The sequence below is a fragment of the Streptomyces glaucosporus genome, from assembly GCF_039533345.1.
GTDB classification, from domain to species: Bacteria; Actinomycetota; Actinomycetes; order Streptomycetales; family Streptomycetaceae; genus Streptomyces; species Streptomyces glaucosporus.
In genome coordinates, this window is the sequence record NZ_BAAATJ010000011.1 from 63,519 (window position 1) to 76,741 (window position 13,223).

Annotated in this window: 10 protein-coding genes; 6 read left to right on the top strand and 4 right to left on the bottom strand. The window is 72.5% G+C overall.

Going from position 1 to position 13,223, the window contains the following annotated elements; all coding sequences use genetic code 11:
* Positions 1-54 precede the first annotated feature (54 nt).
* Complete coding sequence (icmA, locus tag ABD358_RS14025) at positions 55-1,755, top strand: coenzyme B12-dependent isobutyryl-CoA mutase large subunit (RefSeq protein ID WP_344631308.1); 1,701 nt, start codon at positions 55-57, stop codon at positions 1,753-1,755.
* Here icmA and ABD358_RS14030 read toward each other — a convergent pair.
* Positions 1,731-2,468, bottom strand: a complete 738-nt coding sequence (locus ABD358_RS14030; protein ID WP_344631309.1) for a TetR/AcrR family transcriptional regulator — start codon at positions 2,466-2,468, stop codon at positions 1,731-1,733. The genes icmA and ABD358_RS14030 overlap by 25 nt on opposite strands.
* Positions 2,469-2,630: 162 nt before the next feature.
* Here ABD358_RS14030 and ABD358_RS14035 point away from each other — a divergent pair, with 162 nt between their 5' ends.
* The 4 genes from ABD358_RS14035 (at position 2,631) to ABD358_RS14050 (ending at position 6,773) form a co-directional block, all read left to right on the top strand.
* Positions 2,631-3,587, top strand: coding sequence for a tetratricopeptide repeat protein (locus ABD358_RS14035; RefSeq protein WP_344631310.1), 957 nt, complete (start codon positions 2,631-2,633; stop codon positions 3,585-3,587).
* 581 nt (positions 3,588-4,168) lie between these two features.
* Positions 4,169-4,795 (top strand): DUF6230 family protein, encoded by a 627-nt coding sequence (locus tag ABD358_RS14040; RefSeq protein ID WP_344631311.1) that lies wholly within the window; start codon positions 4,169-4,171, stop codon positions 4,793-4,795.
* Between the two features lie 105 nt (positions 4,796-4,900).
* A complete protein-coding gene (locus tag ABD358_RS14045; protein WP_344631312.1) occupies positions 4,901-5,413 on the top strand; it encodes a DUF6114 domain-containing protein in 513 nt (170 codons plus the stop codon).
* Complete coding sequence (locus ABD358_RS14050) at positions 5,403-6,773, top strand: hydrogenase expression protein HypF (protein WP_344631313.1); 1,371 nt, start codon at positions 5,403-5,405, stop codon at positions 6,771-6,773. The genes ABD358_RS14045 and ABD358_RS14050 overlap by 11 nt, the downstream gene beginning before the upstream one ends.
* A 124-nt stretch (positions 6,774-6,897) precedes the next feature.
* Here ABD358_RS14050 and pyk read toward each other — a convergent pair whose 3' ends face one another.
* From pyk to pta, 3 genes are read right to left on the bottom strand one after another with little or no spacing between them, the layout of a single operon-like run.
* The gene (pyk, locus tag ABD358_RS14055; RefSeq protein ID WP_344631314.1) at positions 6,898-8,325 is read right to left on the bottom strand and encodes a pyruvate kinase; all 1,428 of its coding nucleotides are present in this window, start codon (positions 8,323-8,325) and stop codon (positions 6,898-6,900) included.
* A gap of 54 nt (positions 8,326-8,379) precedes the next feature.
* On the bottom strand, positions 8,380-9,603 hold the full coding sequence (locus ABD358_RS14060) for an acetate kinase (protein WP_344631315.1): 1,224 nt from the start codon (positions 9,601-9,603) through the stop codon (positions 8,380-8,382).
* A complete protein-coding gene (pta, locus tag ABD358_RS14065) occupies positions 9,600-11,771 on the bottom strand; it encodes a phosphate acetyltransferase (RefSeq protein ID WP_344631316.1) in 2,172 nt (723 codons plus the stop codon). The genes ABD358_RS14060 and pta overlap by 4 nt, the downstream gene beginning before the upstream one ends.
* A gap of 350 nt (positions 11,772-12,121) precedes the next feature.
* On the opposite strand from pta, the gene ABD358_RS14070 reads away from it, so the two are divergent.
* Positions 12,122-13,147, top strand: coding sequence for an ATP-dependent 6-phosphofructokinase (locus ABD358_RS14070; RefSeq protein WP_344631317.1), 1,026 nt, complete (start codon positions 12,122-12,124; stop codon positions 13,145-13,147).
* Positions 13,148-13,223 lie beyond the last annotated feature (76 nt).

The following is a 13,223-nucleotide window of genomic DNA, read 5'->3' on the forward strand; positions in this document are numbered from 1 at the left end:
GCTGTGGCGTTCTTCCATCGACAATTGCTAGGACGTCCTAGTAAATTTGACGTCATGGACGCTGACGCCATCGAGGAGGGCCGCCGCCGCTGGCAGGCCCGTTACGACGCCGCCCGCAAGCGGGACGCCGACTTCACCACGCTCTCCGGCGACCCCGTGGAGCCCGTCTACGGTCCGGCCCCCGGCGACACCGTCGAGGGGTTCGAGCGGATCGGCTGGCCCGGCGAGTACCCCTTCACCCGCGGCCTGTACCCCACCGGCTACCGCGGCCGGACGTGGACCATCCGCCAGTTCGCCGGCTTCGGCAACGCCGAGCAGACCAACGAGCGGTACAAGATGATCCTGGAGGCCGGCGGCGGCGGCCTGTCGGTCGCCTTCGACATGCCGACCCTGATGGGCCGCGACTCCGACGACCCGCGCTCGCTGGGCGAGGTCGGCCACTGCGGCGTCGCGATCGACTCGGCCGCCGACATGGAGGTCCTCTTCCGGGACATCCCGCTCGGCGACGTCACCACCTCGATGACGATCAGCGGCCCGGCCGTGCCGGTGTTCTGCATGTACCTGGTGGCCGCCGAGCGCCAGGGCGTGGACACGTCCGTGCTCAACGGCACGCTCCAGACGGACATCTTCAAGGAGTACATCGCGCAGAAGGAGTGGCTCTTCGAGCCGGAGCCGCACCTGCGGCTGATCGGCGACCTGATGGAGTACTGCGCGCACAACATCCCCGCGTACAAGCCGCTGTCGGTCTCCGGCTACCACATCCGCGAGGCGGGCTCCACGGCCGCCCAGGAGCTGGCCTACACCCTCGCCGACGGCTTCGGGTACGTGGAACTGGGCCTCTCGCGCGGCCTGGACGTGGACACCTTCGCCCCCGGCCTGTCGTTCTTCTTCGACGCGCACATCGACTTCTTCGAGGAGATCGCCAAGTTCCGGGCCGCGCGCCGGATCTGGGCGCGCTGGATGCGGGACGTCTACGGCGCGAAGACCGAGAAGGCGCAGTGGCTGCGCTTCCACACCCAGACGGCCGGGGTGTCGCTCACCGCCCAGCAGCCGTACAACAACGTGGTGCGCACCGCCGTGGAGGCGCTGGCCGCGGTGCTCGGCGGCACCAACTCCCTGCACACCAACGCCCTGGACGAGACCCTGGCCCTGCCCAGCGAGCAGGCCGCCGAGATCGCGCTGCGCACCCAGCAGGTGCTGATGGAGGAGACGGGCGTCACCTCCGTCGCCGACCCGCTGGGCGGCTCCTGGTACGTCGAGGCGCTGACCGACCGGATCGAGGCGGACGCCGAGAAGATCTTCGAGCAGATCAGGGAGCGGGGCCGCCGCGCGGTGCCCGACGGCAACCACCCCATCGGCCCGATGACCTCGGGCATCCTGCGCGGCATCGAGGACGGCTGGTTCACCGGCGAGATCGCCGAGGCCGCCTTCCGGTACCAGCGGGCGCTGGAGAAGGGCGAGAAGAAGGTCGTCGGCGTCAACTGCCACACCGGCTCGGTCACCGGCGACCTGGAGATCCTGCGGGTCAGCCACGAGGTCGAGCGCGAGCAGGTGCGCCTGCTGGCGGAGCGCAGGGCGAAGCGCGACGACGCGCGCGTCCGCGCCGCCCTCGACGGGCTGCTGGCCGCCGCCCGCGACGGCTCCAACATGATCGGGCCCATGCTGGACGCGGTGCGGGCCGAGGCCACCCTGGGCGAGATCTGCGGCGTGCTCCGCGAGGAGTGGGGCGTCTACACCGAGCCCGCCGGCTTCTGAACCCCGCCGTCCGGCCCCGTTCCCCCTGCCGCGCCGCGCGGCGGGAGGAGCGGGGCCGCGGTCTGTCCGGACGGCCGCGGCCCCCGGCCGGGCGAGGTGGCGGCCAGGCCGTGGAGGAGCAGGGCGGTGAGGGACCGGGCCCACCGGGGGGTGACGCGCGCCGCGCTGACCAGGCAGCGGTGGACGACCGCGCCCGCGATCACGTCGAAGACCAGGTCCACCGCGCGGGCGGCCTCGGCGGCGCCTTCGGGGCCGGGAGGATCGGGAGGGAGTTCGCCGCGGGCCTGGGCGCGGCGGCGGCCCTCGACGACCAGGTGCTTCTGGCGCTCCACGATGGCGGTGCGGATGCGGGCGCGCAGGGCCTCGTCACGGGTGGCCTCGGCGACGACGGCCATCAGGGCCGTCCGGGTCTCCGGGCGCTCCAGCAGTTCGGCGAAGGAGAGCACCACGCCCTCCACGTCGGCCCGCAGGCTGCCGCGGTCGGGCAGTTCCAGCTCGTCGAAGAGGACGGCCACCGCGTCCACGACCAGCTCGCTCTTGTTCGACCAGCGGCGGTAGAGGGTGGTTTTGGCCACCCCCGCGCGCAGGGCCACGTCCCCCATCGTCAGCCTGCCCCACCCCAGGTCGACCAGCGCGGAGCGCGTCGCGTCGAGGATCGCGCGGTCGGCCGCGGCGCTGCGCGGCCTGCCCGTGCGTCGTGGGGAATCGGCCATGGAGCCGACTCTAGCGCCGGAGATGAGTTACGCTACGAGCCGTAGCGAAAGACTGCGGCCACGCCACAGGCCGGAGCGGCGACCACGGGCGCCGGATGGGGATCCGGCGCCGACTCGCACCATGCTGCACGGAACGCTTCCGGGACGGGGGAGACTGGTCTCATGCAGCCACGCAACATGTCCATGAGCGGAGTGGTCGACCTCGCCGCGGTGAAGGCGGCCGGGGAGGCCAAGCAGAAGGCCGAGGAGGCCCGTGCCAGGGCCGCCCGGCAGCAGGACGGGGGCCAGGCGGCCCCGGTCTCCCTGGTGATCGACGTAGACGAGGCGGACTTCGAGCAGGAGGTGCTCCAGCGCTCCACGCAGGTCCCGGTCGTCATCGACTTCTGGGCCGAGTGGTGCGGACCGTGCAAGCAGCTCAGCCCGGTGCTGGAGCGACTGGCGCAGGAGTACGCCGGGCGGTTCGTGCTCGCCAAGATCGACGTCGACCGCAACCAGATGCTCTTCCAGCAGTTCGGCGTCCAGGGCATCCCCGCCGTCTTCGCGGTGGTGGCCGGCCAGGCCCTCCCGCTGTTCCAGGGCGCCGCTCCCGAGCAGCAGGTCCGTGAGGTGCTGGACCAGTTGATCCAGGTCGCCGAGCAGCGCTTCGGGCTCACCGGTGTGCCCGTCGAGGGCGGCGAGGGCGAGCAGACCGCGCCCCGGGCGCCGGAGGACCCGGCGCTGGCCGCCGCGCACTCGGCGCTCGACGCGGGGGACCTGGACGGCGCGATCCGGGCGTACCGGAACGTGCTGTCCGACAACCCGGGCAACACCGAGGCCAAGCTGGGACTCGCCCAGGCGGAACTCCTCCAGCGCGTGCAGGGACTGGACGCGGCCCGGGTCCGCAAGGAGGCCGCCGACGACCCCGCCGACGTCCGGGCCCAGATCCGTGCGGCCGACCTGGACCTGGTGGGCGGGCACGTGGAGGACGCCTTCGGGCGCCTGGTGGAGACGGTCAGGCGCACCGCGGGGGACGACCGGAACGCCGCGCGCGTGCACCTCCTGGAGCTGTTCGAGGTGGTCGGCTCCGAGGACCCGAGGGTGGTCGCGGCGCGGAGCGCCCTCGCGCGTGTCCTGTTCTGATTCCTTCCCGTCCCACGGCGTGGGCGCTTATTGACGAGGTGATCAACAGCGGCCGCGACTTTGCCAAAACTTGGTAATCGCGGCCGCTGTTACTCGCAGTAATCCCCTTGGAGGCATTGACTCCTCCCTGCCCTTTTCGCCCCGCTGTCGGCGGTGTGCGCCGACCACCCTCCGTGCCGGGCCCGCCCGCCCGCGCGAAGCCGTGTTTATGCGTCCGTTACCCGCAAGTAACGAACCTCTTGTGCCCTGGGCGCTCATGCACCACGATCGGCCACGCTCGGTCCGTTGTCCGCGGTCCGGAACACCACATCCGGACACCGGCGGTCGGCGGATCCCCACCGGGCCGGCCGGCGCACCGGCGCCGGCCGCGGACAGGGGGGTCCCCACCCGCGCGGCGGGGCCTGTCCGACGGGTCGCGCGGGAGCGCGGCCACGTGGTTGTCGCTCGGAGGTGGTCGCCGGTGCCTCGGAATCCCGCGGATCCGATGAACGGCGCTTCCCCTCCCGGAGACGTAGCACTTCTCCCATCCCGTCCGGGCTCCCGCCCGGATTGGAGATGTACGTCCGAGAAGGAGGAAAGTCATGGAGTCTGTGGCTCGTGGCGGGACCAGATGGAAGCGGTTCGCCGTCGTCATGGTCCCGAGCGTCGCCGCCACGGCAGCGGTCGGCATCGGCCTGGCGCAGGGCGTGCTCGCCGCGTCGTTCAGCATCTCCGGCCAGCAGGCCAAGGTGAAGGTCAAGGAGCTGGACGGCACGGGGTTCATCCAGTACGGCGCGTTCGACGTCACGCACGGCAAGGAGAGGATCCCCGTCGCCGTGTCCGCGTTCCGCAGCGCGGAACTCAAGGGGCTGTGCCAGTCCGTCGTCGTGCCCGTGCCCGGCATCGGCGACGTCACGCTGAGGCTCACGGCGGGCAACGGCCCCAAGGTCGTCAAGGCCGAGAACCTCTACATCGACCTCGAACAGCTCGACGCCGACGCCACGTTCAGGGACATCAACATCGGCATCGCGGCGGGCGCCTCGGAGCAGGGCCCCGGCGTCAAGGCCGGCGACCACGCGGACCCGGGCGGCTTCGCCCAGGAGGCCAAGTCGGCCTACCTCACCGATGTCGAGCAGACGTCCTGGGCCACCAGCGCCGGCACCTTCCAGCTCTCCGGCCTCTCGATGAAGGTCCTCAAGGGCAAGGGCAAGGACGTCGAGTGCTTCTGACGCGCTGACCACCGGGAGGCGGGGGACCGCGCACCGCTCGGTCCCCCGGCTCTCCCGCAGCGCCATTGATCTTTGTGACAGTTCGGCCCTAGGGAGCTGTTTTCGATGAGTGCCGAGTCGCCGGGAGCGCGTGACCGCATCAGCCACTGGCGGCAGTCTTTCCGCCTGTGGCGCTGGCAGCGCCCCTTCTGGGCGGGACTGCTGACGCTGCTGGGCGGCGTACCGATCATCTACATCCCGTATGCCAACCCCAGCCTGGACCAGCTGTCCTTCCGGCTGGCCACCACCACGGGCTCCGGGTCGCTGATCATCGGCGTACTGCTGTTCGTACTGGGCCTGACCCTGTGGTTCCAGCCGCACTCCCGGGTGTTCGCGGGGGTCGCCGCCATCCTGCTGGCCCTGGTCTCCCTGGTGGTCTCCAACTTCGGGGGGTTCTTCCTGGGCTTCCTGCCGGCCCTGATCGGCGGGGCGATGGCCGTCTCGTGGGTGCCGGTCAAGGAGCGGCAGCCGTCCGCCTCCGACGACCGGGAGCCCGAGGGCGTCCCGGCCGACCCGGCCCCGGCTTCCGCCCCGGCAGGGGCGGACAACGGACAGAACGGGGAGCGCCATGACACCTGACGAGGTGCGGCAGGAGGGCGGCGCCGGTACCGAGCCGTCCCGGCGCGCGAAGGGCGGACCCCGGCACGCGGCTCCGAGGAAGCCGCTGCTGAGCCGGCTGCACGTCCCCGCGGGCAAGGCGATCGCCCTGGCGGCGATGCCGTCCGCCGTCCTCATGGGCATGGGGCTCACACCCCGGCTCGCCATCGCCGAGCCGCTGCCGAAGAACCCCTTCAAGGACGGCCCCTGCGTCACCGCCCCCGACAAGGAGGCGGAGGAGGACGAGGCGGAGGCGGGCGAGTCCCCGCGGCCGGAGTCCCCGCGGCCGGAGACCTCCGCCCCCGCCCCGGAGGCCGGGGCCCCGGCGGAGGAGAAGCCCGGCACGGGCGCCGGAACCGGGGGGACCGGCGACGGCACGGCGGGCTCCGGGACCGCGTCCGGCTCCGCGGGGAAGGGCGAGGACACCGGCCCCGGCGAGACGGAGTCCCGGCCGGCTCCGCCCGCGGCCGAGGGGGAGAAGGAAGAGGAGAGGCGGAGCCTGCTGGACCCGCTGGGTCTGGGCGACGCCCTCAGGGACCTGTTCACCCCCGGCGGGAAGGACGAGCGGGCCGACGAGGAGCCCGGGACGTCCCCGGCCGCCTCGCCGAGCCCCTCGCCGTCGAGCGCGGCGGGCGGATCGGGCGGTTCGGCGGAGGGCGGAACCGGCGGGAAGGCCGGGGAAGGACTCCGGGACGCCGCCGGCACGGTCCGCGAGGGTCTGGAGAAGGCCGTCGGGGGCGCGAAGGACGCCGCGGGGAAGGCCGGGGAGACCGGGAAGGACGCCGGGGAGACCGGGGAGGACGCGGAGGTCCCGGAGGACGCCGTCCCGCCCGGGACCGACGCCTCCGGCAAGGAGCCCTTCCCCTGCCCGACCTACGACGCCGAGGCGCTGGCGAACGCCGAGGAGGAGCGGACCGAGGCGGTGCTGCCCGACGCCCCGTGGCGGCTGGAGAGCAGCCTGCTCGCGCTGCACGGCCTCGACTACCAGGGCATCGTCAAGGTCCGCACCCACAACGGCACCGTCAAGAACGTCCTGAAGTTCACCGCGAGGTCGATCGACATCCGCGACCTCCACCAGCTCGTGGAGGGACCCGGCGGCACGACCTCGCACGTCCGGGCCGCCAAGGGCAGCACCTCGACCTTCCGCAACGGCACGGTCACCATGTACACCGAGGAACTCGAGGGCAAGCTCTTCGGGCTCATCCCGATCACCTTCAGCCCCGAGTCGCCGCCGCCGGTGAACATCCCCGAGGTGTTCTTCACCGACGTCACGGTGAGGCAGGCCGGCCAGTTCGGCGGCGAACTGCACATCCCGGGCATGAACCTGTCCAACGAGGCCTGACGGAACACGTCCTGCGACACCACGGCGGCCCGCGCACCTTCGCGAAGGTGCGCGGGCCGCCGTCCGTTGCGGACCGCCCGCCGGCCGGTCCGCCGGAGCGCCGCCGGAACCGTCGGGGACGCCGTCAGCGCTGGTCGTTGCCCAGGTGGTGGACCAGGACCATGTTGGTGGTGCCGGGGACGCCGGGGGGCGAACCGGCCGTCATGATCATGGTGTCGCCGGGGTTGTACCGCTGGAGCTTGAGCAGCTCGGCGTCGACCAGGTCCACCATCTCGTCGGTGTGGTCCACGTGCGGCACCACGAAGGACTCCACGCCCCAGCTGAGCGTGAGCTGGTTGGCGGTGGCCGGCTCGGTGGTGAAGGCCAGGATCGGCTGGGCGGCGCGGTAGCGGGACAGCCGCCGGGCGGTGTCGCCGGACTTGGTGAAGGCGATCAGCGCCTTGCCGTTGAGGAAGTCCGCCATCTCGCACGCGGCGCGGGCCACCGAGCCGCCCTGGGTGCGCGGCTTCTTGCCGGGCACCAGCGGCTGGAGACCGCGCGAGAGCAGCTCCTCCTCCGCAGCCTGGACGATCTTCGACATCGTCTTGACCGTCTCGATCGGGTACTGGCCGACCGAGGACTCCGCCGAGAGCATCACCGCGTCCGCGCCGTCCAGGATCGCGTTGGCGACGTCGGAGGCCTCCGCACGGGTCGGCCGGGAGTTGGTGATCATCGACTCCATCATCTGGGTCGCCACGATCACCGGCTTGGCGTTGCGGCGGCACATCTCGACGAGCCGCTTCTGCACCATCGGCACCTTCTCCAGCGGGTACTCCACCGCCAGGTCGCCGCGGGCCACCATCACGCCGTCGAACGCGAGGACGACCTCCTCCATGTTCTCCACGGCCTGCGGCTTCTCGACCTTGGCGATCACCGGGACCCGCCGGCCCACCTCGTCCATCACCCGGTGGACGTCGCGGACGTCGGCGGCGTCCCGGACGAAGGACAGCGCCACCATGTCGCAGCCCAGCTCCAGGGCGAACTTCAGGTCCTCGACGTCCTTCTCCGACAGCGCCGGGACGTTGACGGCCACACCGGGCAGGTTGATGCCCTTGTGGTCGGAGATCACGCCGCCCTCGATGACGATGCAGCGCACCCGCGGCCCCTCCACGTCGATGACCTGGAGGGAGACGTTGCCGTCGTTGATCAGGATCGTCTCGCCCTTGGAGACGTCGGCGGGCAGACCCTTGTAGGTGGTGCCGCAGATGGTCTTGTCGCCGGGGACGTCCTCGGTGGTGATGGTGAACTCGTCGCCGCGGACCAGCTCCACCGGCCCGTCGGCGAAGGTCTCCAGACGGATCTTGGGGCCCTGCAGGTCGGCCAGGACGCCGATCGCGCGGCCGGTCTCCTGCGAGGCCTTGCGGAGACGGTGGTACCGCTCCTCGTGCTCCGGGTGGCTTCCGTGGCTCATGTTGAAGCGGGCCACGTTCATACCGGCCTCGATCAGCGTCTTGAGCTGTTCGTAGGAGTCCACGGCGGGGCCCAGGGTGCAGACGATTTTGGAACGGCGCATGGGGGCGATCCTATCTTTTGTTCAGCAGCGGAACGTTCCAGGGGGTGAGCTGGCTCACGTTTCGCCATCCGTCCTGCCGGTGACCAGCGCGTACGTCTGGGTGGCGATCTCCAGTTCCTCGTCGGTGGGTACCACGGCCACCGCGACCCGCGCGGCGGGCGGGGAGATCAGCCGGGGCCCGCCGCCGCGCGCCGCGTTCCGCTCCGGGTCCACGGCCAGTCCCAGCCCCTCCAGGCCCGTGACGGCGGCCTCCCGCACGGAGGCCGCGTTCTCCCCGACCCCTGCGGTGAAGACCACCGCGTCCACCCGGCCGAGCACGGCGTAGTAGGCGCCGATGTACTTCCTCAGCCGGTGGACGTAGACGTCGAAGGCGAGCCTGGCCGCCCCGGCGTCCGGGCCGCTCTCCATCCGGCGCAGGACCTCCCGCATGTCGTTGTCCCCGCACAGCCCCAGCAGCCCGCTGCGCTTGTTCAGCAGGACGTCGATCTCGCCGACCGACATCCCCGCGACCCGCGCCAGATGGAAGACCACCGCCGGATCGACATCGCCCGAACGGGTGCCCATCACCAGGCCCTCCAGCGGGGTGAGGCCCATGGAGGTGTCCACGCACCGCCCGCGCGCGACCGCCGAGGCGGAGGCGCCGTTGCCCAGGTGGAGCACGATGACGTTCACCTCGGACGGCTTCCGCCCCAGCAGTTCGGCCGCCCTGCGCGAGACGTACGCGTGCGAGGTGCCGTGGAAGCCGTAGCGGCGCACCCGGTGCTCGTCGGCGACGGCGGTGTCGATGGCGTACCGGGCGGCGTACTCGGGGATCGTGGTGTGGAAGGAGGTGTCGAAGACCGCGACCTGGGGCAGGTGCGGGGCCAGCGCCCGGGCCGTGCGGATGCCGGCGAGGTTGGCCGGGTTGTGCAGCGGCGCGACGGGCACCAGGCGTTCGATCTCGGCCACCACCGCGTCGTCGATCACGGTCGGCTCGGTGAACCGCCGCCCGCCGTGCACCACGCGGTGGCCGATCGCGGCCAGTTCGGGGGAGTCCAGGCCGAGTCCGTCGCGGGCCAGCTCCTCGGCCACGGCCTTGAGCGCCGTCCCGTGGTCCGCGACCGGCTCCTCGCGCTCGCGCGGCGGGCCGCCGGCCGGGACGTGCCGCAGGTACGAGGTCCGCTCGCCGATCCGCTCGATCAGGCCGACGGCCGGCCGGGAGGCGTCGGCCATGTCGAGGAGCTGGTACTTCACCGACGAGGAGCCTGAGTTCAGGACGAGGACACGGGTGCCTCTCACGGGCTCACCGCTTTCCCGGTCCGGCCGTCCGGTCCGGACGGCGGCGCGTCCGGCTCCTGCCGGCTCTGCTGCGCCTGGATCGCGGTGATCGCCACGGTGGTGACGATATCGGGCACCAGGGCCCCGCGCGACAGGTCGTTGACCGGTTTGCGCAGGCCCTGGAGGACCGGGCCGACCGCCACGGCCCCGGCCGAGCGCTGGACGGCCTTGTAGGTGTTGTTGCCCGTGTTGAGGTCGGGGAAGACCAGCACGGTGGCCCGCCCGGCGACCTCGGAGTCCGGCAGCTTGGTCGCCGCGACCGACGGCTCCACCGCGGCGTCGTACTGGATCGGCCCCTCCACCGGCAGGTCCGGGCGGCGCTCCCGCACCAGCTCGGTCGCCCGGCGCACCTTGTCCACGTCCGCGCCGCTGCCGGAGGTGCCGGTGGAGTACGACAGCATCGCGATCCGCGGCTCGACCCCGAACTGCGCGGCGGTCGCGGCCGACTGGACGGCGATGTCGGCGAGCTGCTCGGCGTCGGGGTCGGGGTTGACCGCGCAGTCGCCGTAGACCAGCACCCTCTCGGCCAGGCACATGAAGAACACCGAGGAGACGAGCGCGGCGTCCGGCCTGGTCCGGATGATCTCGAAGGCGGGCCGCAGGGTCGCCGCGGTGGAGTGCGCCGCGCCCGACACCATGCCGTCGGCCAGCCCCTCCTGGACCATCAGGGTGCCGAAGTAGGAGACGTCGGTGACCAGGTCGTAGGCCAGTTCGTAGCTGATGCCCTTGTGGGCGCGCAGCTTCGCGTACACCTCCGCGAAGCGTTCGCGCAGCGGCGAGGTCTCCGGGTCCACGACCCGGGCGGAGGCCCCCGGCCCCTCGGGGATGCCGCCGGGCTCCGTCAGGCCCAGGTCCAGGCCCAGCTCGGCCGCCCGCCTGCGGATGGCGTTCTCCTCGCCCAGCAGGGTCAGGTCGCACACCCCCCGGCGCAGCAGCACCTCCGCCGCCCGCAGTACCCGCTCCTCGGAGCCCTCGGGGAGGACGATGTGGCGGCGGTCGGAGCGCGAGCGCTCGATCAGCTCGTGCTCGAACATCATCGGGGTGACCCGGCCGCTGCGGGTCACCGAGAGCCGCTCGGCGAGCCGCTCGGTCTCCACATGGGTCTCGAAGAGGCCGAGCGCGATCTCCGCCTTGCGCGGGGTGGCCGTGCCGAGGCGGCCCTCCACGGTCATCAGCTCGGCCGCCGTCGGGAACGAGCCGCCGGACACCGCCAGCACCGGGGTGCCGGGGGAGAGCCGGGCGGCCAGCGCCATGGTCTCCTCGCCGGGCCGCCGGTCGGTGGTGAGCAGCACCCCGGCGATGGCGGGGGAGCCGGCGGCGTGGGCGGCCAGGGAGCCGACGACGAGGTCGGCGCGGTCCCCGGGGGTGATGACCAGGCAGCCCTCGGTGAGGGCGGGCAGGAAGGTCGGCAGCGTCGCCCCGCCGAAGACGAACCCCCGCACGTCGCGGGCGAGCCCGTCCGGGTCCCCCTGGAGGACCTCGGCGCCCAGCGCCTCGACGACCTGGGAGACGGTCGGCGCGGTCAGCGCGGGCTCCTCGGGCAGGGCGTACACCGGCACCGGAAGCTGCCCGCCCAGGGAGCGGGCGAGGCCGGCGGCGCGGCCGTCGGCGACCCGGTTGGCGATCATCGCGATGACGTCGCAGCCCAGCGAGGCGTACGCGTGGTGGGCGTTGCGGACCTCGGAGCCCAGCGCGTCGGGGTCGTGGTCCGCCCCGGCCACCACGGGCAGCACGCCCGCGCCGAACTCGTTGGCCAGCCGGGCGTTGAGCGCCAGTTCGGCGGGCAGGCCGGTGTCGGAGAAGTCCGTGCCCAGGACGAGGACGGCCTCGTAGTCGCGGGCGATGGCGTGGAAGCGGTCCACCAGGTGGGAGACCAGTTCGTCGGTGCCCTTGTCGGCCAGGACGGCGGCGGCCTCGTCGTAGCCGAGGCCGACCACGGTCCCCGCGGGCTGGGACAGCCGGTAGCGGCTGCGCAGCAGGTCGTAGATCGGGTCGGGCCCGTCGTGGGCGAGCGGCCGGAAGACGCCGACCCGGCCGCTGCGGCGGGACAGGAGTTCCATGACCCCCAGCTCCACGACCTGCCGGCCGTCCCCGCGGCCGACGCCGGTCACGTACACGCTGCGCGTCACGTGCGCTTCTCCCTACTCCTCGCACCGGGTCCGTGCGGTCCGTGCCCTGCCCGGGTACCCGCGGCCGGACGGGAAAAGCGCCGGAACGCCGGAATGCCGGAAGAGGGGCACCGCCGGTGTCCGCCTGCGCGCTCGTCCCCTTGGCCTACCCTTGACCCTACCGCCGGGCCCGGTGGTGCCGCCTGCCGGAAGCCGCGGCGGAGCGCCGTGACGGAACGCCGCGGTGAAACGCCGTGGTGAGCACTGTCCTTCGAACGAATCCGGGCACGAGCGGCGCGCAGTGTGTTCAGGACGTGAAACAATCGCAGCGGCGCATCAGATACCAGCAGCGAGCAGGAGAAGCGATCCCCATGCGCATCGGAGTCCTCACCGCAGGCGGCGACTGCCCCGGTCTGAACGCCGTCATCCGTTCGGTCGTGCACCGCGCCGTGGTCGACCGGAACGACGAAGTCATCGGCTTCGAGGACGGGTTCAAGGGCCTGCTCGACGGCCGTTACCGCCCACTCGACATCGACTCCGTCTCCGGCATCCTGGCCAGGGGCGGCACCATCCTGGGTTCGGCACGGCTGGAGCGGGGCCGGCTGCGCGAGGCGTGCGAGAACTCCGAGGAGCTGCTGGAGCGCCTCGGCCTCGACGCGCTCATCCCGATCGGTGGCGAGGGAACGCTGACCGCCGCCCGGATGCTCGCCGACGCGGGGCTGCCGGTGGTCGGCGTCCCCAAGACGATCGACAACGACATCTCCGCCACCGACCGCACCTTCGGCTTCGACACGGCCGTCACCGTGGCCACCGAGGCCATCGACCGGCTGAAGACCACCGCCGAGTCCCACCAGCGCGTGATGGTCGTCGAGGTCATGGGGCGGCACGCGGGCTGGATCGCGCTGGAGGCCGGCATGGCCGGCGGCGCGCACGGGATCTGCATCCCCGAGCGGCCCTTCCAGGTGGACGACCTGTGCAAGATGATCGAGGAGCGCTTCGCGCGCGGCAAGAAGTTCGCGGTCGTCTGCGTCGCGGAGGGCGCGCGGCCGGCCGAGGGCTCGATGCCGTACGAGAAGGGCGAGATCGACCAGTACGGGCACGAGCGCTTCACGGGCATCGGCAACCGGCTCGCCATCGAACTGGAGCACCGCCTGGGCAAGGAGGCCCGGCCGGTCATCCTCGGCCACGTGCAGCGCGGCGGCACCCCCACCGCGTACGACCGGGTGCTGGCCACCCGCTTCGGCTGGCACGCCGTGGAGGCCGTCCACCGCGGCGACTTCGGCATGATGACGGCCCTGCGCGGCACCCAGATCGTGATGGCGCCGCTGGCCGACGCGGTGTCGGAGCTGAAGACCGTCCCCCAGGACCGGATGGACGAGACCGAGGCGGTCTTCTGATCCCCTGATCCCCTGACCTCCACCTCCGTGCCCCCGTGCGGCGGCGCCCGGCCGAAGGGCGCCGCCGCACGGGCGT